Origin of the sequence: Gilliamella sp. ESL0254, assembly GCF_013344985.1 — a bacterium.
Taxonomy (GTDB): Bacteria; Pseudomonadota; Gammaproteobacteria; order Enterobacterales; family Orbaceae; genus Gilliamella; species Gilliamella bombicola.
Genome location: NZ_JAAEDU010000001.1, coordinates 450,854 through 473,565, shown reverse-complemented (window position 1 = coordinate 473,565; position 22,712 = coordinate 450,854). Strand labels below are relative to the sequence as shown.

Annotated in this window: 19 protein-coding genes, 1 tRNA gene and 1 pseudogene; 6 read left to right on the top strand and 15 right to left on the bottom strand. The window is 35.3% G+C overall.

Annotated features, from left to right (window positions below; translation table 11 throughout):
• Positions 1 to 80: 80 nt before the first annotated feature.
• From GYX25_RS02065 to hutW, 5 genes and pseudogenes are all read right to left on the bottom strand, one after another.
• A complete protein-coding gene (locus GYX25_RS02065) occupies positions 81 to 866 on the bottom strand; it encodes a heme ABC transporter ATP-binding protein (protein WP_091349715.1) in 786 nt (261 codons plus the stop codon).
• A 3-nt stretch (positions 867 to 869) separates the two neighbouring features.
• Entirely contained in the window at positions 870 to 1,871 is a 1,002-nt protein-coding gene (locus GYX25_RS02060; protein WP_342211580.1) for a FecCD family ABC transporter permease, read from the bottom strand.
• Between the two features lie 39 nt (positions 1,872 to 1,910).
• A complete protein-coding gene (locus GYX25_RS02055; protein WP_085248016.1) occupies positions 1,911 to 2,549 on the bottom strand; it encodes an NAD(P)H-binding protein in 639 nt (212 codons plus the stop codon).
• Positions 2,550 to 2,566: 17 nt separating this feature from the next.
• Positions 2,567 to 3,067, bottom strand: a complete 501-nt coding sequence (gene hutX / locus GYX25_RS02050) for a heme utilization cystosolic carrier protein HutX (protein ID WP_174786563.1) — start codon at positions 3,065 to 3,067, stop codon at positions 2,567 to 2,569.
• A gap of 126 nt (positions 3,068 to 3,193) precedes the next feature.
• A pseudogene (gene hutW / locus GYX25_RS02045) lies at positions 3,194 to 4,498 on the bottom strand (heme anaerobic degradation radical SAM methyltransferase ChuW/HutW); the annotation flags it as partial.
• A gap of 342 nt (positions 4,499 to 4,840) precedes the next feature.
• On the opposite strand from hutW, the gene GYX25_RS02040 reads away from it, so the two are divergent.
• The gene (locus GYX25_RS02040; RefSeq protein ID WP_174786562.1) at positions 4,841 to 5,692 is read left to right on the top strand and encodes a heme/hemin ABC transporter substrate-binding protein; all 852 of its coding nucleotides are present in this window, start codon (positions 4,841 to 4,843) and stop codon (positions 5,690 to 5,692) included.
• A 106-nt stretch (positions 5,693 to 5,798) separates the two neighbouring features.
• Positions 5,799 to 8,102, top strand: a complete 2,304-nt coding sequence (locus GYX25_RS02035) for a TonB-dependent receptor domain-containing protein (RefSeq protein ID WP_174786561.1) — start codon at positions 5,799 to 5,801, stop codon at positions 8,100 to 8,102.
• 711 nt (positions 8,103 to 8,813) lie between these two features.
• Here the strand turns inward: GYX25_RS02035 and GYX25_RS02030 are convergent.
• From GYX25_RS02030 to GYX25_RS02020, 3 genes are all read right to left on the bottom strand, one after another.
• Positions 8,814 to 10,250 carry a hypothetical protein gene (locus tag GYX25_RS02030; protein ID WP_174786560.1) on the bottom strand — a complete coding sequence of 479 codons (1,437 nt, stop codon included), beginning with the start codon at positions 10,248 to 10,250 and terminating at the stop codon, positions 8,814 to 8,816.
• 872 nt (positions 10,251 to 11,122) lie between these two features.
• Positions 11,123 to 11,773 (bottom strand): hypothetical protein, encoded by a 651-nt coding sequence (locus tag GYX25_RS02025; protein ID WP_091349692.1) that lies wholly within the window; start codon positions 11,771 to 11,773, stop codon positions 11,123 to 11,125.
• 409 nt (positions 11,774 to 12,182) lie between these two features.
• A complete protein-coding gene (locus GYX25_RS02020) occupies positions 12,183 to 12,632 on the bottom strand; it encodes a hypothetical protein (protein ID WP_091349688.1) in 450 nt (149 codons plus the stop codon).
• Positions 12,633 to 12,878: 246 nt separating this feature from the next.
• Here GYX25_RS02020 and GYX25_RS02015 point away from each other — a divergent pair, with 246 nt between their 5' ends.
• Positions 12,879 to 13,073 carry a hypothetical protein gene (locus tag GYX25_RS02015; RefSeq protein WP_238785943.1) on the top strand — a complete coding sequence of 65 codons (195 nt, stop codon included), beginning with the start codon at positions 12,879 to 12,881 and terminating at the stop codon, positions 13,071 to 13,073.
• Positions 13,074 to 13,090: 17 nt separating this feature from the next.
• Positions 13,091 to 13,657: a hypothetical protein gene (locus tag GYX25_RS02010; RefSeq protein ID WP_091349681.1), complete on the top strand. Its 567-nt coding sequence runs from the start codon at positions 13,091 to 13,093 to the stop codon at positions 13,655 to 13,657.
• A 258-nt stretch (positions 13,658 to 13,915) separates the two neighbouring features.
• Here the strand turns inward: GYX25_RS02010 and GYX25_RS02005 are convergent, their stop codons facing one another.
• The 6 genes from GYX25_RS02005 to bamE all read right to left on the bottom strand — a co-directional run bounded on the left by GYX25_RS02005 (position 13,916) and on the right by bamE (position 19,698).
• On the bottom strand, positions 13,916 to 14,347 hold the full coding sequence (locus GYX25_RS02005; protein ID WP_091349677.1) for a hypothetical protein: 432 nt from the start codon (positions 14,345 to 14,347) through the stop codon (positions 13,916 to 13,918).
• 436 nt (positions 14,348 to 14,783) lie between these two features.
• Positions 14,784 to 14,860: transfer RNA gene (locus tag GYX25_RS02000), tRNA-Arg, on the bottom strand.
• A gap of 211 nt (positions 14,861 to 15,071) precedes the next feature.
• A complete protein-coding gene (locus GYX25_RS01995; protein ID WP_091349675.1) occupies positions 15,072 to 15,854 on the bottom strand; it encodes a hypothetical protein in 783 nt (260 codons plus the stop codon).
• Positions 15,855 to 15,891: 37 nt separating this feature from the next.
• Positions 15,892 to 17,907, bottom strand: a complete 2,016-nt coding sequence (rep, locus tag GYX25_RS01990; RefSeq protein WP_091349671.1) for a DNA helicase Rep — start codon at positions 17,905 to 17,907, stop codon at positions 15,892 to 15,894.
• A 104-nt stretch (positions 17,908 to 18,011) separates the two neighbouring features.
• Positions 18,012 to 18,938: a tRNA dihydrouridine(20/20a) synthase DusA gene (gene dusA, locus GYX25_RS01985; protein ID WP_174787021.1), complete on the bottom strand. Its 927-nt coding sequence runs from the start codon at positions 18,936 to 18,938 to the stop codon at positions 18,012 to 18,014.
• 337 nt (positions 18,939 to 19,275) lie between these two features.
• Entirely contained in the window at positions 19,276 to 19,698 is a 423-nt protein-coding gene (bamE, locus tag GYX25_RS01980) for an outer membrane protein assembly factor BamE (RefSeq protein WP_091349668.1), read from the bottom strand.
• A 207-nt stretch (positions 19,699 to 19,905) separates the two neighbouring features.
• Between bamE and GYX25_RS01975 the strand changes: the two genes are divergently transcribed.
• On the top strand, positions 19,906 to 20,517 hold the full coding sequence (locus tag GYX25_RS01975; RefSeq protein WP_091349665.1) for an FKBP-type peptidyl-prolyl cis-trans isomerase: 612 nt from the start codon (positions 19,906 to 19,908) through the stop codon (positions 20,515 to 20,517).
• A gap of 41 nt (positions 20,518 to 20,558) precedes the next feature.
• Here the strand turns inward: GYX25_RS01975 and GYX25_RS01970 are convergent, their stop codons facing one another.
• Positions 20,559 to 21,755 carry an MFS transporter gene (locus GYX25_RS01970; protein ID WP_174786559.1) on the bottom strand — a complete coding sequence of 399 codons (1,197 nt, stop codon included), beginning with the start codon at positions 21,753 to 21,755 and terminating at the stop codon, positions 20,559 to 20,561.
• A gap of 134 nt (positions 21,756 to 21,889) precedes the next feature.
• On the opposite strand from GYX25_RS01970, the gene dapB reads away from it, so the two are divergent.
• Positions 21,890 to 22,711: a 4-hydroxy-tetrahydrodipicolinate reductase gene (dapB, locus tag GYX25_RS01965; RefSeq protein ID WP_174786558.1), complete on the top strand. Its 822-nt coding sequence runs from the start codon at positions 21,890 to 21,892 to the stop codon at positions 22,709 to 22,711.
• Position 22,712: the final 1 nt, after the last annotated feature.

Genomic DNA, 22,712 nt, shown 5'->3' with positions numbered 1-22,712 from the left:
GATCCCATTTGTTGTTTTTGCAAATTATATACTGAATCTAGCTTAAAATGGAGTCACCAATTAGTGTTTATTTATTTTTCTTAAGGCATTAAATAGACTTGAGGGACACAAGAATTATCAGGGTGATGATAAATACCCAACTCAACCCCATACCAGCGATGGATATTATCCGATGTCAAAACGTCTTTAGGTGTACCTTGTTCAACAATTTTACCCTGATTAATTAATAAGATTTTATCAGCATATAATGCTGCTAAATTGAGATCATGCAAAACACAACATACCGCCAATTTCTGCTTATGAGCAAGTTGTTTTAATAATCTTAAGGTCTGTTGTTGGTGATATAAATCAAGCGCTGAGGTGGGTTCATCTAAAAAAAGTAATTTTTCAGTCGGTTTGGGTTGCCATAATTGAGCTAAAACTCTAGCTAACTGCACACGCTGCTGCTCCCCACCCGATAAGCTACGGTAATCACGCTCAGCCAACTTTAAACAATCCGTTTGCAACATTGTTTCTTGCATGGCTTGATTAAAATCAACTTTACCATAAGGTGAACGCCCCATAGCAACCACTTCTTTTACTTTAAATGGAAACGTTAACTGGCTTTGTTGCAACATCACCGTTCTGACTTGAGACAACTGTTTTTCTGACCATTGTGATAGTGGCCTATTAAATAAATAACATTCTCCAGAAGATGGCTTTTGATAACCAGTTAACAAGCGCAAGAGTGTTGATTTACCGGCACCGTTTGGCCCAATAATAATCATAATTTCACCGGCATTTATCGTTAAAGACACGTCATTAATTAAAGTGCGGCTTGCATAACTTAAAGTCAAATGTTCAGCAATTAACATAATCGATTCCATCTATTATTTATGTTTTAAAATTAGCCACAGAAAATAAGGACCACCAATTAAACTCGTAAAAAGCCCAACAGGAATTTCGGTAGGCGCAACTAATGTCCTTGCAAATGTATCAGCAAGCAATAATAAACAAGCTCCACCTAATGCTGATGCAGGTAATAGCCAACGATGATTGGCGCCCACTTTTAATCGAATCATATGGGGAACAACTAACCCAACAAAAGCGATTATGCCACTAACTGCGACCGATGTTCCTATTAACACCGCACAAAGCAATAATAAATAGCGTTTTATTCGCTGCACATTGATGCCTAAATAATGTGCATCTTCATCGCCAAGTTGAAGAATATTAAGATGATGAGAAAGCTTAAAAACAGCAAACAGAGCGGGAGCAATAAATGATACTGCAACAAAAACCAGATCCCACGAGCCTTTACCCAAATTGCCCATAGACCATAATGAGATTTGTCGTAATTGGACTTCATCGCCTATATAGCTTAGACATCCCATTATTGCGCCAATAATGGCATTAATGGCAACACCCAATAAAACCATTTTAGCCAAGTTACATTGCGAGTTTAAGCTATAAATATAAATCAATAAGCAAATCAACAAGCTACCTACAAAAGCAGCCACCATTTTACCGTAAAGCATCATAATAGGAGGAAAGATTGCTGGAAACAAAATAGATAACCCAACCATTAACGCCGCCCCACTACTGATACCTAATAAGCCAGAATCGGCTAATGGGTTCCTAAACAAGCCTTGCATCACCGCGCCGGAACTCGCTAATGCCATACCAACAACAACTGCTAATATAATTCTTGGCATGCGAATATTGAGCCAAATATTCCACAATGGATCATCTAATGGCATGTTCATTAAATGCGTGATAGACAAGTTTAAAGCACCACAATTAGCAGAAAGCAGAATAAGCGCTAAAAGGAAACAGGTTAATCCCCATAACAATGAACGATGGCTATTGGAATAATGACGATTATTTTGCACCGACTAACCTCTTTTTTGTTGATTTTTCATGTCATTTAATCAATAAGTGACTTTTAAGCTAGGGTCAACCACACTATAAGCGCGATGATCAAACTGGTTAGCAGCAATTTTATCGATAATAATTTTTGCTAAATCAATACGATAAACAAAACCATGAACTTCTTGCTGATAATAACACTCGGCATGTTGTGTCATTTCACCATCACGCAGTCCACCTGGTCTTAAGATAACAAAGTTTAACGTACTAGTTTGCAACCAAAGTTCAGCTAATGACTTTTCTCGTACGGCATGCCCAAAAGCTTGTTTAGCTTTAGTCGATAGCGTAGGCCATGAATCGCCACATCCAAGTGAAGTTACCAAAACCATCTGCTTAATACCGGTTTGCTCGGCGCAATCAATAATTACTCGTTGAGCCTTATAATTTCCTGTTTCTCCCCCTAAGGTTGTCACAATCGTAGCATCCAATCCAGCTACCTCGCATAAAGATTTCACAAGCAAAGCATTAGTTGCATCACCAACATAAGTTTCAATGCCTTGATTTGCTAATTGTTTAGCAAACTCATTATCACGAATCAAAACAATGCAACGCCAATTCGGATAATTTTGCTTTGCTAGCTGCAAAACTTGATAGCCCGTTCCAAGTTTAGGACTTACACCAAAAATCAATAATGTCTTCATAATATTAAATCTTAAAATTAATTGATTTTTTTAGCTAATGCTCTAAATTTTTCTAACTGATCTGCTTTTAGTTGATGTTTTTCATCACGACCAACAAAGATTTTGAACATCGCTTGCCCCATATGATTAAGAAATATCATTGATGCGGTAGACATCTTCATAAAGTTACGCTCAATAAAAGCAATGTGCTGACAATGTTCTGCTTTGATATGACCACTTAGGCCTTTTTGATGGCGTAAATTAAAGTATTTTTGGCTATGCGAGCCTGAAGGCAATTCACCCGAAATTTCAGCAATCACATCACCGGTATGAATTAAAAATAACACCTCTCCCCAAGTTGTCACTTCTTCCCAAATTGCATCAAAATGGCTACCATCAACAATTTTTGCACCGGGTAAAGCTTGAATCACTTGCGTCAATGTAACATGATGATCTTGAGCAATTTTTTCTAATAATTCTTCTGGATTGGTTTGCATATAAGCAGCTAAATTTGCTAAATGAGACTGTTTTTCTACCATAATAAGATCCTTTAGTTACGAAATGTTATGTGGGTGTTTTGCGTTTTTAATAACGGAATGAGGCATTGCTGATTGACCATTGTTCGATAGTCCTGCTTGCGCTCTTTTTTGCTGTAATTCAATATATTCTGGATTGTTGAGTTGTAACAGTAATTGCTGCAAAGCTTGTAGCATGTTGCTTGACCAAAAACGCCCCGATAAGGTTAAAAACATGCAATGATCTTTATTTTTTAAAAGTCCTACTTGATGCCATTGAGCAATTAGAGGCTCAAATAATTGAAAGTGTGGCGTTAATTTTGTTAAATCAACTCGCCCCTTTTCAATACCTGCTTGCAATTGATATAACCATTCACCTACCAATGGTTGGCCGGTTAACATCATTATTGGTTTCTTTCCTTGATCAAGCTGGGCATAATATTGGTTTAAATCACGATGGAGCATAAAGGATTGACCACCTAAACGCCCACCAGCACAAGATCCAAAAGCAAAAAAATTCGAACCTTGTTTAATTAAAAAATTATATAAATTTCGTTCACGGCTGGTTTTTGCCCAATGAGAATTGGTTAAATGAACCCAACCTTGCTTAGCAAGGAACTCGGCACCTTGATGGTAAAAATCACATTTATCTATTACTGATGGTATCTCAATACGCTTATTTTCAACACTTTTAGCCAGTGGCGTGGTTGGCAATAAATTGAGCGAATAAAGATCAACGCCATCTAAAGGTAAATTATTGGCAATGTCTAAATCTCGTTGCCACGTTTGAGCGGTTTGATTAGGTAAACCAAACATTAAATCACATACCAACGCAACACTATCACGCAATGCAATACGCTCAAAACGGTTAATAATTTGCGCTTCGGTCGATTCACGACCTAATTTTTGCCTAATTGCAGTATTAAACGTTTGCACTCCGATCGAAAAGCGATTTGCCCCCGCGTCAATATAACTATCAACACGTTCATCATCAAAATCAGAGATGCGACCTTCGATTGTAATTTCACAATCGGGTGCTAAAGGTGCATGCTGTTTGAAATAACGAATAACGCGTGCTAATTGCCCTGCGGCTAAAGCAGAAGGCGTACCACCACCAAAATAAATGGCATGAATAGGCGCTGATTGCATCGCTTTATTGTGAATTTCGAGCGATATTTCTTTTAATAAATAATCGATATATGTTTCAGTATTAAATTTTCTTAATGGATTTTGATAAAAACCACAAAATTGGCAATGAATATCACAAAAAGGAATATGGATATAAATCAATCGTTTTTTGCCTGTTAAAGCGGTATTTTGGATAATTTGCCACTGAGGTACAACATCTTGCGGCGATAAAGGTAAACTGGCTTGCAAAGGCATCACTGCCCAGCGATTTTTGAAAGGTAAAGTCGCATTCTCTGCATAAAACGGACTAACATCTAATGATTTCATAACAACAATTCTTGAACAAATAATCTTCATAAATTAAATAATAATTATTATCATTTAGCAATATTTTTTATTTATTTTTTTTATAACAATTTGATATTTTTATGTATATTTTTATTTGAATATCTGTAACAAAGTTTTTAGGCACAAATTTGGCGATGTTTTAATCTATAAAAAATAGTCCAATAAATTAAATTTACTACTAATTAAAATTCTCAAAACATCATGCAATCCTATTGAAATTTTTATCGTTGCAAAAATAAATATTACTACATTATTGATAATGGTTATCATTTTCATTATAGTATTTCGATTAAAAAATAACTAATCAACAGGAAATAAACGATGAAGAAAAATTTTTTCGCAAAATTAGGACTATTTTTATTCATTTTCGGCTTTAACAGCTTTATTAATTTAAGCTTTGCGAATGAAAGAATTGTTATTGCTGGAGGCTCTTTAACTGAGATTGTTTTTGCCCTTGGTGCAGGCGATCAGGTTGTTGGTGTGGACAAAACAAGTAGTTATCCTAGTAAAGCCAAACAACTTCCCCAAATTGGTTATTGGAAATTGTTAAATATTGAGGGAATCTTATCGCTTAAACCATCGCTATTTATTACATTAAGTGATGCCGAGCCTGATAACATCATAAGCCAAGTCACTCAAGCGAAAGTTGATGTTTTATCGTTACAACGAGTACCGGGAACGACCGAATTACTTTATGCTAATATTGAGAAAATTGCCGACAAATTAAATAAACAACCACAAGGGCAACAGTTAATCAACAAAATAAAAACCAACCTAACAAAAATTCAAGAAAAAATCAGCAATCACCCTAATAAGCCAAAAGTCCTTTTTTTAATGAGCATGGGTGGAACGAATTCGGTCGCAGGTAAAAATACCACCGCCGATGCCCTCATCACTATCGCAGGGGGGGAAAATCTTGCCAAACATACAAGCTACAAAACCTATACAGCGGAATCCCTAATTGCCATGGATCCTGAAATTATTGTATTAAACAAACATTCAATTGAACAATTAGGTGGAATGGAAAAATTAAATACTATTGCAGGAATAACAGAAACATCGGCTTATAAAAATCACCGCATTATTGCCATTGACGATAGCTATCTTTTTGGTATTGGACCAAGAGTTGACGAAGTTGCCCAAATACTTTATCAACATTTTTATCCTCAATAATATTGGATAACTAATTTGTAACATAATAATTATATTTAATTTATAACAATTTTAAGCGAAGCAATTGAAGCGTATTATTTAATTTATTATGTTTGAAAGGAATAAAATGCTTAACTTTACTCATTTAAAAAAAACTAGCACATTGGCTTTAAGCTTGTCCTTTATCATGCCCGCAATCGCAGCAGAAAATAATGATAAAGAAAAGTACAATGACGTCATGACAGTCACTGCACACGAAGCAACAAAAAAAACCGGTACTAATACCGAAATTTCTGAACAAGAAATCAGACGCGATGGCGGAACCAATTTTGGCACACTTATGCGCTATCAACCGCTTATTTCAGCGCCGGGGAACATTTCAGGATCTGGCAGTGGTAAAAGTAGTTGGGATCGCGGTGGATTTACTGGCTATAACATTCGCGGTTTAGATGCCAACCGAGTTTCCATCGACATTGACGGCATGCCCTTACCCATCGCACAAGGACGCGTCAACTCAGTAGGTCGAGCTGGATTTGGTACTTACGGCATTGGGCGTGATTATATTGATACCTATATGTATAACAAAGTCGATATTCAATCAGGTGCAACATCCGTTAGTAATGCTAACAATGCATTAGGAGGATCGGTATCATTCCAAACCAAAACTGCAAGTTACTACCTATACCCTGGCAAAACAAGCTATTTTGGCTTCCAAAACAATTATGACAGTACCGATAGAAGTTACCATCAAGGATTAACTATAGCAGGTGGTGATGATTACCTTAATGGCATTCTTGTATTAAGTCGTCGTGATGGTCAGCAAGGTCGCAATCATGGTGATTCAATCAACAATTACCCAGAAAATTGGCATTCAAATTCAATATTGGCTGGATTCGGATGGCAAATGAATGATGAACATTTACTTAATACCACTGCTGATTACAACGGCAAAACCAAAAATTCACATTACGACACATGGGATAAATATGGTAAAAAAATCGAGTCCTTTGATCACCAAAGAAGCAAAAATAACCGTTTTAATCTAGCCATCAAAGATCAATGGAAACCAACCAACATTAGCTGGATTGATAGCTTAACCACCCAACTCAATTATCAACAAACTCACGTTTACGATAATACAGACTTAAAACACACATCTAGAGGCAATTTCAACACACAAACACACTACAACACCAAAGCTTATAACTTTATTACAACCCTCTTAAAAAATTATGAAAATCAAAAAATCAGTGCGGGTTTAAATGCAAAATGGAGCAAAGATGAATCACCATTTTACACATCGGCAAAATCACAATATGGAAGAATCTTTCCGGATGGCGATTACACCAAGCCTCAAGCTGATAGCCGTAGTTATCAATTAGGTGGATTTGTTGAAGATCGTATTAGCTTTAACGTCAATAACAGCAATAACTTCTATTTGGTCCCAGGAGCAAGAGCAATATACCAAAACACCAAACCGCGTCATCTTGAAAACATGAGTGTAACAAACATAAACTCAAGTCAACTTGGCAAACAGTACAACGGCAATAGTGATTTTAAAATATTACCATCCATGTCATTAATGTATGACATCACCCCAAATATGACCACTTACTTACAATACAAACGTGGCGCACAAATGCCAAATCAAAACCAATTATATGGTTCATATTTAGCGCATAGCCAAATGTATGTACTCGTGGGTGATTCTAATCTAAAAACCGAAACCAGTGATAATTTTGAATTAGGACTAAAAGGACAACCAACGGCAGGCATTACATTATCAACGGCAGCTTTTTATAATAAATACAAAAACTTCATTGCTTATTCTCGTTACAAAAAGAATTTTGTCGGAACAGGTAACCGTATCGTTTATCAATCGGAAAACCGAGATAAAGCCTACATTTACGGTGCCGAATTAAGCAGTGAATTTAATATAGGCACATGGTTTGAATCTATAAACGGTTTAAGCGCAAGACTTGCTATCGGCTACAACCAAGGTAAATCAAAATCTAGCTATCTAGGCGACAAATACATCGAAATGGACACCATCTCACCATTAAAAAGCATCATTGGTCTAGCATGGGATGACCCTAACAAATACTATGGTTTTGCATTGACCACAACCTTCCAAAAAGGCAAAAAAACAGACGGTACAACGCGTGAAACCTACAACAATGACGGTAAGCCAATCAAAGATTCAACCGATGACTATTTTAGAATTGCAGGACATGGAATTGTTGATTTAACAGGTTATATTAATATCACTAAAAACGTAAAATTAAGCGGTGGTATTTATAATCTGACCGACCAAAAATACTGGGATTATCTAAGTAATAATAAACTATACAAAACATCAAATTATAAATATCTAGAAATGTTTACCGCACCGGGTAGGACATTCCAATTAGGTATGGATATTGATTTTTAATTGTAAATCAAAAATGATGTGTTGTTTTGGATCAACCCGTTTAGGCGGGTTGTTTTTTTTACGTTTTTTTTGGTAAAATTACGAAAAATTTTAATAAAATCAATAAAATTACCAACCACTCTTTAGCAGTTAAATGGCTATTGCCTAGAGTAAGTTATTATTGATTTTGCGGACTTGTTGGTCATCAGCGTCCTACCGTAGTTATGTAAGTAATTGATTTGTTTAAAAACAGCAAAATAAAAACTTCAATAAAATCAATACCTTTTCTGACCGTTTTTTGGATAATTATTGCGTTTCTTTTGATAAAAAGTAACTCATAAAAACCACTCAAGGTTATGTTGCCTATCTTATTCCGTCGTCATAATGTGCCAATAACCGAGCGAGATCAGCACGTCAAACAAGAATGATAGCGATGCTATGCTTCATCGGAAACACAAATTTGTCTAAAACAAATTTGAATATAGGTGGCTTCAAAGAGACAAGTAGCGTAGTAACCGCAGACCATGTTCTGTAACTTAAAGCGAGGGGGGAGGTAAGGAATTCGCTTTAATTGTTTAAACTCGGACGTGGACACTATAACTATTTTTTTCACTAAAGGTCAAAACATCCTAAACCTTACCACACTAGAATAGACTGTAGCTTTCAATCGCAACAGCGCGGAGAGCGCTGTTCTTTGATATCATCTCCCTCCCTTTGCCAAAGGACTAAAAGCTAAGGTGAGGTGCAAACAGCATAGAGGTCACTGGATGCTAGGTAACTATAAACGACACCGCCACCAGAGCTGACAGCAAACGGAGTACTACCTGCTACGTCGCTTGCCCAATAGTAGTTATAGACGAAACCCACATCAGCGTAATAGTTCATGTAGCCCCACTCAGTGAAAAAACCTGCACCTATATGACGCATGTAATTATTATCAGATGACCTAGGCGTGGCGCCATCTATGCCTCCAGAGCATGGGAAATAATGATGCACACCACATTTCGCGTTAGTCAAATCCTTTACCTTAGCAAGACGATAACCCAAACGGCTACACCAAGATATTTGATTAGACTGGGTATCGTGTTTACCACCGCGATTGACGAACCACTGCCTCAACACAAATCCATACCTCACCTCATTACCACGACTATCCCTTCCCACCAACTCAAAAGTCTGCGGCAAAGAGGGTACAGTTAGTGGACTAGGATTTGCTGAACTTATCTGATTACTATCCGCTCTAGGACCATTTAACATTACCCGTGTTACATAATGGGATTTATCACTAATCCAAATATCAGCCGGTCTGCTATTTCTCTCCGGATCTATGAATGAACCAGAATGAGGCCTTGTCCAACTCACCGTTGCCCTTATACTACCATTCGTAACAACAGACCACATCAACTCACTTCCATCCACTCCACCTATATCTAAATCAAAATACAAACCATCTAAACCCGTTGTCGGAAAATTAAGATCGTAAGATGACAAACTTGTTGACTGAACTAAAAAACCCCTATTTTGATCCCAAATGCTGGCTGGACCAGCAAGGCTAGGATTATCTCTAAAATCAAGATTACCACCGCCATATATCAAATTCACCCTTACGTAACAGATTTTTGGCAATTCATTTGGATTGATATAATACGACACCGTACTACCACTGAAAATACTGCTATTCGGCATGCCATACTGTGTAGCTAAGCTGCCTCCAGTACTACTTAATGTTACCTTATAAGGCGCATCACATATATCTAATGTATCGCTACGACTTACTGTATGGCCATTCTTGTCAGTGAAACTTACTGATATACTCCCCGTCGCTGTTATGCCATTTGCCCCCTGTCCATCTCCATCATCATCCCCCCAATAATGATATCTATTCACTAAATCATTTAAATTCAATAAATTAGTTGATGATGGTACCGACATGCTTATATCACCCAAAGTTCTTCCGTTAATTAACTTTATCGGATTTGTTGCGTCTGATGTATTAGTTGACGGCGTGATGGTTCTACCATCAGGCAATGTAATAGCCAATAAACTATCCACTGAATTCGCCCTAGTTCGACCACCATCAAACGTTAAATAAGGTGCATTCCCCTCAATAACCTTTGTGGTTTGTGCCGATAATGCCTGAGAACTTTGCGAATACAGCAATAGCAACAACGGTACAAAAACCAACCATGACTTGAATAATTTAGAAAACTTAGGTAGGAAAAGTAAATTCCTCGGCCTCAGCGATGAAGTCAGGTTCGATAACTTTGGTGATAAAAATAAGAATTGAGTCTGATTTCGACTACTATGATATTGAAAAAGATTTAGGGCGTAGATTTGGCAGGCCAGATGCCAGATGCCAGATGCTCAGTATGATAGCGCATTTCGATTATCCTGTCAATTAACTTTTTGTTTTATTTTATTTTTTTAAAATCAACCACTCAACTAATGAGCATTCCCTTGCTATAAGGGAGCCTAAATTATAGCCGATTGAAAAATAATGTGCTAATTTTTTTTGTTAAATGGATAAGTTTAAGCTTGTGTTGACGTATTTTGGGGTATGGTTTTGGTGGTATTTTTGACTAAAAACCACCAAAAAAACTTCAATAAAATCAATATCTTTTCTGACAGATTTTTAATTGGTTATTGCTAATAACGATGTATGTGCAATTATTTTTTTATAGTTTTATCCAAAAAACGATTGAATATACATAACTAAAGACAATAAACATAATAGAAAAAATACCTAAACCATAAGAAAACTTATTCTTACTTGATTTTACAAGTATAATTCCTACAATCAATAAGGAAAGATAAAAATACCAGAAATGCATTGGTGCATAAACAAAGATAACTCTAAGCAAAAAATAAAATATGTTAACTAAGTCCCATTCGTACATTTAATTTATCATCCATTAATATTTTTTATTCATTATATATTCTCTTTTCATTATTACTATCAGCAACTATTTTTAGTTTGTGCTATATATTCATAATGTAAAAAAATATCGTGCTGTTTTTTTTCTATAAAAGATTGGAAACGATTATTTTTCTGGTAACGGCATAACCGCTGTTTCTTTATATTCTTTTGTCTTTTTATCCCACTCTTGTAATTTGAATATACAAAAGAATTTCTTTTTATCCTCTGTTGGCTTAGCGCCGATAGATAGCAAGTAATCGGTATCTTTTTTCGGTATAAATACTATTTTTTTGTTATTCCATTTACATGTAACCAATTCAGTGTAACCACGATGGAACCATCCCGGTTCTTGTTTTTTATATCTATAAACAGCCACATTAAAAATAAACGGCTTATCTGGCACTATATTGAGCTGATTTATTGGTTTTGCATTTTCATCCGAAACCTGTACGCCATGAATGTCGGTAACAATGGGCGCATAAGTTTCATCACCAAATCGATAAGCCATGAAATATCCTAATTTGCTTGTATTTGTTAGGTCAAATACACTTAATCTGCTTGCAGTAAAATCATCTGAGCCCACTTGTACTACAGTAATCCTAGCCTTAGGTTGTTTACCTTTTGGCTCAACATCTGAATAAAAACGAGCTTTTGCTAAATATTCTTCTTGCTTTTTTTTTGCGCTATCAGCTTGTTTTGTTGAAGTATCTTGTGCACACGATGTGATTAATAGCGAACAGATAATAAAAGTGGATAATTTTAATAATTTATACATTATTTTCCCTCGTTATTTTTATAGTGAAATCAAAGGATAATATATATTTCAATTTAAAGAAAGAATTTTAGTTTTTATTAAGTTGATTTGATTAATGTTAATTTTATCCTCAACAAAACTCTAATTTGTGAACTATGGCTTAGAATTGCCTTAAGGTAATATCTTTGATAACTCATGACCTTAAAACTAAATATTTATCAACCATTTTGTTAACGCTAAAAGCCTTAATTTGGGTCTGATGATTTTGACAAATTGTTTCTAACTTTTTAATTATTTTTGTAAGTTAAACGCAATCTGAAATAAATCACATTATTGGTCACTGTTCCAATAAAAATAGAATGTTTATTTAACTTACAAAAATATTAAATATATTATAGACAAACCCTCTTAAAGGGTTTGTCTATAACTGTTATTTCATTCTGGTGCAATTTGCCTCTTCTTTAATTTTATTATTCGATGAACTATATTCGATATCTTTAGTTATTGTTTCTCGCTCATAAGTCAAAATAAATTTATCATTGCTTTCTTTTTGTAATGATCGTGTCTTTTTGCTAAAAAAGTAATCCGTTTCTTCTTGTTTTGTTTTATTATCATAAGTTTCTACAAGGCTTTCTTTGTCCCAATGTCCTGTTTTTAGATTTTTAGAATATAAAGAATTATTCTCATATTTAAATGACATTAACACATATTCATCATTATATTTTTTTTTAAATTCCTCAAAACCATTGCCATTCCAATCAGAGTTATAGAATGTCACTTTACAACTCCATTCGCCTACAAACATTTCATCCGATACTCGTTTTTCACCACAACCAGATAAAATTATTCCCAAAAAAGCAACTAAAAATATTTTTTTCATACCATCTCCTTAATTAAATCTAGATAATAGTATGAAACTTATCAATTAATAGCAATGAAAAATCCTCATCAAGTAATCATACAGATATTTTTTTAAAATCATTCAACGAAATAAATTAAACATAATAGCGGCTTTATCTTTTCTAATAATTGCTATACATCTTACGACCCACCCTCCAAAATTTCACATCAAAAAGCAATCAACATAAAATAATGCAAAATAAATTTACTTTCGTTTTATATGTGTATGATGCCCGAAGATTTTGAAATTGAGCTATCAGGCGAGTGCTACATTATCAACAGCGACGACGAGCACAATTATGTATTCTATCAAACGCAGAAAACACTATACGATATCGCTGATTTTGTGATGCTACATGATGCTGTTGAATATTGTAAGTTGAAGATTGATAGTGTGTTTGTTAATATTCCAATCATCTAATTGAATCGAGTGGCGCTATGAAATATATACATATAATTAAATTTTTAATGACTCATGATTTGACTTTTCTTAAAGAGTGTTGGCGCGTTGAATTTTTAAAAAAATCAAAATTTAGCTGGAAACATTTATTAAAAAAATTAATAGAAAAAGAAAACACATATATTGCGTGGTGGCGATTAGCTAGTGAAATGGCAAAATATGGAAATAAAAAGCAAAGAAAGCTAGCGTACAAAATAAATAAATATTTAATAGTGCGATACGCTGTAGAAATAGGATTAGAAAATACTTTTATTGATGTAGGATTCTCTATTACGCATTATTCATCAATAGTTTTTTATGACAACATAAGAGCAGGTAAAAACCTAAGCATACGACAAAATACAACTATAGGCAGTAAAGATGAGGGGGCGTGCTTTATTTTGGGGGATAATGTTACTATTGGCGCTAATGTCTGTATATTAGGTGGAAAAATAAAAATAGGAAATAATGTCGTGATTGGTGCAATGTCATTTGTAAATAAAGATATTCCAGATAACTGCACTGTTTATACGCAAAAAACAAATACAATTATCCAGAATAATTGATTATTACGGTGGTTTTTCTGGCTACTTGATTTCAGGTTCTGCATCTAAATCAATGCGATCTAATAATGCCCTATTTTTTCATTCTTTTAACTAATCTTTTCGTCTGATACTCGTAGCTCAAAATCCATTATTTACTGAATTACCTTATTCAAGGTTCTTATCACATACTGATGGAACCTTATATCAATTCTCATCATATAAGCATAAATTAGCTATTTACAAGCATAGGTATCTCAACAATTGCTACCATTTTGATCGCTAATTTTTTTGCCTAAAACATGTTGTTGTCCAAACATCTAGCTCGCTAGGTTTTTTTGTTTGAATATATCTAGAACTATAAGTGTGTACATATTTAAATTCATCATCTGAAACATATTGATATTCCCATATATATTCATACTCAATGTTTTTATCTAGATTATGATGCTCTTTTCTATAGCGTTTAAATGAAAATTTTTCCGGTACTAAATTATAAGATTGTTTCGTCATTGAGTTGTCTTCATGTTTTTCATATCTTACGGGGATGTCATTTATCTCATAATTTCTTTCGTCATTGGCATTTTTTCCTATATTGTATACCCCTTGGTTATGACATATCCATTTCCCAATTAGCATATCTTCTGTAACTTCAGGCGAACATCCAGACAAAGCAAATGCCATTAGTAAAAATGCAACTATCCTTTTTAACATTATTATTCCTTTTTTATTATTATAAAGTTAAATTATAACAAATCATTCTAGATAGCTCATTTATTATTTGTTTTTAGTATACTTCTCAATAACATTTAGCAAATACTCTTTATATCAGATGCTGTCGTCGAACATTGATATTTTTATTGTATTTAGATGGTCATTAACCATTCCCAATATTGTCTTCTAATTCAGTTAAGTAATAAGAAAACTCAATTTGCAGCCATGTCTCCTATCCTCTAATATTCTGTTTATCAATTATCTTTAATTTTTGGCAAAATACACGGCTACTTTTAAATGTATCTGATATCTTTTCATAATAATGAATTTGAATTCTATTCAGAATAAAAATTAAAGCACAGTTAATCTGTAAAATCCAACTTAAGCAGTTAAATTTTATAAAACATTAGAAATTGGTTTAACTTATTGATTTTAATGGCGTCCCCTACAGGATTCGAACCTGTGACCTACGGCTTAGAAGGCCGTTGCTCTATCCAGCTGAGCTAAGGAGACTGGGATTGGATTTGTTGGTTAGACGCTGTGTATTATATAAAGCTATTTCTATCCGTCAATGATTTTTAATGGTTTATTGCGTTGGATTGTCAAAATATCACCAATCTAGGTGTTTATTTTTTGTTTTGGTCATGAATATAGACGACCTATAAGCAATTTGATTTGATGACTATTTGATATATAGCGCTTTATTTGTTAATCGTTTTTGATTTTAGTTATTTTCCTCTATTTTTTCAGGTTGCTTTATTTTTTTGTTGGCTATTTGGCATAGTTCTTCGCATTTGCTTTTTTTCATCACTTCAATAATGTGTGATAACTGTGCTTCAAATGCCGGTTGTTGGGTTATTAGCGTTTCAGCCTTTTCGATAATCTGTAGCTTTTGTTGTTCAGTTATCACATTTGCATAATTTTCAGCCGATTGTTCTAGAGTGGTGATAATATTAAGTTTGGATTGTTCAGTTAGACAGTCCGGTAGTTCCATCCACTTAAATCCACCATAATAGTATTTTAACATTTCTGCTTGTATCATTTTTGTACTATATTTTATAACTCCACCCTTCTCCGCTTCTGGAAGTTCTTTATAAAACTGGTTAACCTGCTGTGATATTGCCGCAAAATATTTTATATTAAAATTACTTAATAGAATGATTTCAGCTTGGAATTTTTTTAGGTTATTGGTTAGGTCTTGGCTCGTTAATTGGTTTGATTTATTTGGCGAAAAGATTAAATACATTTCTACTATATAATTAATATAGTTGGTGATTTGCAATTGTTCGTCTAATTTATCGTTTGAAAAATTTCCAATAAGTTTGGGATCGGTGAATTTGCTAAGGATTGCTTTACCTTTTGCTGTATCTAATCTAGGTAATGTTTTTTGAGATTCAATTTGTTTAATTAATAGATAAAACTGCGTGTTGTCAGAGTGATAATTAAAGTCTATCGCATGCGCAAAGCAACTGATTAATATTAATATGGCACTTATCATTAACTTCATATTTTGTATTCCTTACATTGTCATGATTAATATTTGCTTATTTAGCCTTGGCAATTTGCGCTTTTAGCATGGCTAGGCGACTTTGTCCTTGTTGCATTTTTTTTTCAGGAGATAGTTCGTTGCGTTGTTCTTGCCATGCCAAGTCATCTTGTGGCAGTTCTAATAAGAATCGACTTGGTTCGACTTGTATTGTCTCTCCAAATTGTTTACGTTGTCGGCTAAATGAAAATGTGAGCTCTTGTTGAGCTCGAGTAATGCCTACATAGGCTAGGCGACGCTCTTCTTCAATGTTGTCTTCATCAATACTGTTTTGGTGGGGTAATAAGCCTTCGGACATGCCCACCAAATACACATAAGGAAACTCTAGCCCTTTCGAAGCATGCAGTGTCATAAGCTGAACTTGATCGAGCTCTTCTTCGGTTTCATTGCGTTCTAGCATGTCTCGTAAGGTGAATCTGGCAACAGCTTGTTCAAGTGTCATAGCTTCGTCAATATCATCGCCTTTTAACATATCATTTAACCAGCTAACTAGCTGTTCAACATTGCGCATACGCATTTGGCCTGATGCTGGGGATGTGGATGTTTCATAAATCCAGCTTTCATAATTGATACCATGCAGTAGTTCATAAATCGCGTCCATCGGTTCATGATGTGATTTTTGAATAAGCGTATCAAACCAATGGATAAATACCTGTAGCGATTCCATGCGTTTGCCAGATAGTAGTTGAGTTAACCCCATATCATGACTTGCCTGATATAGGCTAATACCTCGGTGATTTGCCCACTCCCCTAATTTTTGAATGGTTGCTGGGCCAATTTCTCGTTTTGGTGTGTTAATAATGCGAATAAACGCATTATCATCATCAGGGTTAGTTAATAACCGTAAATAAGCCATTAAGTCTTTGATTTCAACACGTGCAAAAAACGAGGTTCCGCCCGATATTCGATACGGTATTCGGTATTGCATTAGCATTTTTTCAATAAGACGCGCTTGATGATTACCACGATACAATATGGCATATTTTCCGTATTGGCTATTATTCGTAAAACGATGACCAATAAGATCATTAATAACTTTTTCGGCCTCGTGTTCTTCACTATCGGCTGAGATGATTCTAATAACTTCACCATAGCCAAGCTCTGAAAAGAGTTTTTTTTCAAATATATGTGGATTATTTTCGATTAAGATGTTGGCAACTTTTAAAATACGACCCGATGATCGGTAATTTTGTTCGAGTTTGATTACTTCTAAATTTGGGAAGTCCTGTTTAAGAAAAACTAAGTTTTGTGGACGAGCACCTCGCCAAGAGTAGATTGATTGATCATCATCGCCCACCACAGTGAATTTAGCCCGGTTGCCAACAAGTAATTTGATAAATTCGTATTGGCTAGTGTTAGTGTCTTGATATTCGTCAACTAGCAAGTAACGAACTTTGTTTTGCCACTTTTCGCGGACTTGTTCGTTGTTTTTTAATAATAGCGTAGGTAGTAAGATCAGATCATCAAAATCTAAAATACTACACGATTTTAGTTGTTTTTCGTAAAGTTGATAGCAGTGTGCAAAGAGCTTTTCTTTGTTAGTTTGCGCCCTTGCCATGGCAGTGGTTGAGTCGATAATGTCGTTTTTCCAATTTGATATAGTGGCACGTAGTTGGTTGATAAGGTCTTTGTCATTATCTAACCATTGTTGTGTGAGCTCTTTTAATAGTGCAGTTTGGTCATGATCGTCAAATAATGAAAAGTTCGACTTAATACCAAGGTGTTTATATTCTTTGCGGATAATATCTAACCCTAAAGTATGGAATGTCGATATTTTTAGCCCTCTAGCTTCTTGTTTGCTGAGCGATTGAGCAATACGTTCCTTCATTTCACGTGCGGCTTTGTTGGTAAAAGTGACGGCAATAATGTGGCGTGGTAAATACTCTTTAACACGAATTAGGTAAGCAATTTTGTTGATGATAACCCGAGTCTTTCCTGAACCTGCGCCAGCTAATACAAGACAAGGGCCTGAAACATATTCGACAGCTTTTTGTTGACTTGAATTTAAACGCACTGAATAAAAACCATTATGAAAAATGTGGATTAGTATATAACGATATACTAGTTGCGTCCAATTATCATCAATATTTATCGATCATAACCGCTAGTTTTTGTCATCTACTTGATGAATGTTAAAGCCTGTTCAACAACGTCAACACCCGCACCTTTTTTGTGGGAATTTTCGCTCAAATAACGTCTCCATTGCCTTGCGCCTTTGCGTCCATTAAATAACCCTAAGGTGTGGCGCATGATATGATTTAGCTGTGCACCTTGTGTCAATTGCTGTTCAATATAAGGATAAAGTGCCCGAATTGCTGATTTAGGTTCGATTGCTGGAGAGTTTAATCCAAAAATTTGTGCATCTATTTGAGTCAGTAATAGTGGGTTTTGATAAGCTTCTCGCCCAACCATTACACCATCAACATACTGTAGATGGTACTTTATTTCGTCAATGGTTTTAATACCACCGTTAATCGCGATAGTTAAGTCGGGATAATCTTGTTTAAGTTGGTAAACACGCTCATAATCGAGCGGAGGGACTTCTCGGTTTTCCTTTGGGCTTAACCCTGATAACCATGCTTTACGTGCATGCACAATGAATGTATTAGTATAGGGCATGACTTTTTCAATAAATTGACATAAAAATGCATAGCTATCGAAATTATCAATGCCAATTCGGGTTTTTACTGTGACGGGAATATCAACCTGATCTTGCATTTGTGCAACACAGTCTGCAACTAAATCGGCTTTTCCCATTAAACAAGCACCAAACATGCCATTTTGTACACGATCGGATGGGCAACCTACATTTAAATTTATTTCGTCATAACCACGTTCTTGTGCTAATTTTGAACATTGTGCTAATGCTTTAGGATCGCTACCACCTAGTTGTAAGCTGACTGGATGCTCTTCATTATTGAAAGCTAAATAATCCCCTTTTCCAAATAAAATCGCGCCAGTGGTCACCATTTCGGTATAGAGTAATGTTTGTTTAGTTAAAATTCTATGAAAATAGCGGCAATGCTTATCGGTCCAATCAAGCATAGGGGCAATGGAAAAACGATTTAGACTTGAACTATTATGCAAAAAAACCTCGACATCAATTAAAAATTTGTTATTTTACTCGACGTTTTCAAATAAAACCACAATATAAACAATAAGAATGGATACAAACCAAACAAGTATCTCAATATACGGCTATTTTAAATATTTTTAATTACATCTGTCGCTTCAATACTACTTTTTATAATACCATGCCAATTATTATTACTTTATACGGTAGTTATTACTAATAATCGTTACAACTTATTACCTTTTATATGTATAAAATTAAAATAGGTAAACAAAAATCAAAAACCTCGTTAAATAACGAGGTTTTTGATTAAGAGTCTGAGTCAGGATTATCATCATCAGATTTTTTATCAATCGGGTCTGATATACCTTGTTTATTCATTTCTTCTAATGATTTGGAACCGTCTAGTTCTGATGCTTTAATATCTTTTACTAGGCCCATTTCATCAAAATAAACAGCATAACTTCTTTGGCTAACGTCACCATGCTGAGGTTGTTGGCGAAAAACATAATACCAAACATTATCACCAAAAACAGAAGTTAACATTGGTGACCCCATAATAAACACAACTTGTTCTTTACTTTGACCTACTTTTAATAGATCAAGAGCATCTTGTGTCACATAATTACCTTGGTTGATATCCGGTCTATATATCCAATGCTCAACAACCGAACAACCAGTTAGTAAAACACTCGTTACAATTGCAAAGGCGGTAAATTTACGAAACAGCATCTAACTTTATCCATTAAAAAAATAATAGGCTATATTATCGCTGATATTTTGCCTGAGTGCTAGCCAAATTGATAAATTCTTTAGCAATTAGCTAATAATCAAATTACCATCAAGTAATGATACGAATTATCACTTGACTTTTATCCTTGTATCCACCAACTTAATACAGTCATGATAGACGCTTTTTTTAAACAATTAAGGTACAAAATGAAACTAGAAACAATAGATCAAAAAGCAAGTTATGCCATTGGATTACAAATTGGGCAACAATTGAAAGAATCAGGCTTAAATAATTTAGAACTCAATGCATTAAAACAAGCAATGGAAGATGTTTTAGCCGGTAATCCGCCTGCACTACCCTTGCAAGAATTACATGATGCACTACGTCATGTACACGAACAAGCAACAAAAGAAAAAGCCAAACAAGCAGAAAAAATTGCTCAAGCAGGTAAAGATTTTCTTGCCAAAAACCTTGATAAAGATGGCATTAAATCGACTGAATCTGGTTTACAGTATGAAATCATCAAACAAGGTGATGGCGCTTTACCTAAAGCAACAGATCGCGTTCAAGTCCATTATACGGGTCAATTAATTGATGGCACAGTATTTGATAGCTCAGTAGAGCGTGGACAACCGGCTGAGTTTCCTGTCAATGGCGTAATTCAAGGCTGGGTTGAAGCGCTCCAACTGATGCCTGCAGGTTCAAAATGGCGTTTATATATTCCTCAAGAGTTAGCCTATGGTGCTCAAGGTGCTGGTGCATCAATTCCACCATACAGTGCATTAATATTTGATGTTGAATTAATAAAGGTTTTATAAGTAATAATGGACGCTACTTGGCGTCCATTTGTTTTAAACTATTATTGTTTAGGAAGAAGATAGGAGCTAAATGCCGCCAGTAACAATAAAATACTTGCCGTACCAAACGCAACTAAATGAGTGTGTAAATGATCGTAAGCCCATCCTCCTAACCATGAACCAATCATCGCACCAATTTGATGCCCAAAATAGGTTAATCCAGAAAGTAATCCTACGATTTTTACACCATAAATATCTGCTGTAATGGCCCCAGACATTGACAGAGCGCCAGCCCAAACCAAACCACCCACTGCTGCAATAGTAAAAAGCTGCCATTTAGTTGATGCTAAAACAAGAGCAATAAAACCTAAGCCTCGTATTAAATAAACCATCATCAAAATGTTTTTTCGTTGTACTATATCAGATAGATAACCCAAAACTAAGGTACTAAAAATAGCGACTAAACCAATCAAACCAATACCATTAGAACTGGTGATAGGATCAAATCCATGATCGATAAGCATTGGGACACCGTGTGTTCCTAATAAATTCATACTAAAGCCACAGGTAAAAAGCCCAAAACTCAGTTGCCAAAATGGACGTGTTTTTAACACATCTATAAGTTTGATACTAGGCTCTATTTTTTGATTGATAACAGGCTCTATACTAGAATTTTCGATTTCAGATTGATTATCTTTCATAATAAACAAAGCAATAGGCAAGGCGATAATCATAAAAATCACTGAAAACGAAATTAGCGTTGTTTGCCATCCATAAATAGGAATGAAGAATGCAAAAACAGGTAACATCACCGCAATACCTGCCATACTTCCTGTTGATAAAATAAATAAGGCCAATCCTCTGCGTTTAATAAACCAACGCGCTACAATAGGCGTAAAGCTAACTGACCCCACAAAGGAGGTACCAAAAGATAATGCAATACCGAAAGATAGTAAAAAGCTCCAATAATCGGTTGAGTTAGCTGACCAAACTGTCGAGAGAATAATAATGATCGCACCTAATATTAAGACAAAACGAGTACTATACTTACCCACTAAATATCCCGCTATTGGCATTGCGATACCTGAAAAAAGCATGCCTATAGCAATAATGCCAGATAGGACGCTACGACTAAACCCAAGATCATTTGCAATAGGTAGGAAAAAAACACCCATACTCATTCTCAACCCACTAGAAAGCAAAGTGAGAAAAGATGCTGCAATAACGATATTCCAACCAAAATACCATGGAGATCGCATAATAACTCCTGTTTATTTTTTATAGAAAACGGATCAAAAATTGTAGCATTTAAGTTTAGCTGATGTGTATAAGTTATTTATTTTCCGCTATAATATTTATTTATCTACATTCACAAAAAGTTAAGGAAAGTTATATGTCAACAAACATGATTCGTATTGCGATAACTGGTGCTGGTGGCAAAATGGGACGGCAACTTATCCAAGCTGTTTCGCAAATCGAAGGGGTTACCTTAGGTGCAGCATTTGAACGAGCAGGTTCATCACTAATTGGTAGCGATGCTGGTGAACTTGCTGGGATCGGTATGTGTGGCATTAAAGTCACCGATAATCTAGCACAAGCTAAAGACCAATTTGACGTACTGATTGATTTTACCCGACCTGAAGGCACCCTTGCACACTTAGCTTTTTGTGTTGAAAATAAAAAAATGATAATCATTGGCACAACTGGTTTTGATGATGCAGGTAAACAAGCTATTGCTGATGCAGCTAAAAACATTGCCATTGTATTTGCCGCAAACTTCAGTGTCGGTGTTAACTTAGTGCTGAAATTATTGGAAAAAGCCACCAAAATTATGGGCGGTTATACTGATATCGAAATTATTGAAGCGCATCACCGTCACAAGGTTGATGCGCCGTCTGGTACAGCATTAGCCATGGGTGAAGCAATAGCAGATGCACTTGATTGCAACTTAAAAGAGCGTGCAGTTTACTGTCGCGAAGGTCACACAGGGGAAAGACCACAAGGCGCTATCGGCTTTGCAACTATCCGAGCTGGGGATATAGTAGGAGAACATACCGCTATTTTTGCCGATATTGGTGAACGTGTTGAAATTAGTCATAAAGCATCCAGCCGTATGACATTCGCTAATGGCGCTGTACGAGCTTCACTCTGGCTTGCCAAACAACCTGTTGGTTTATACGACATGCGTGATGTCCTAAATCTCAATAATTTGTAAT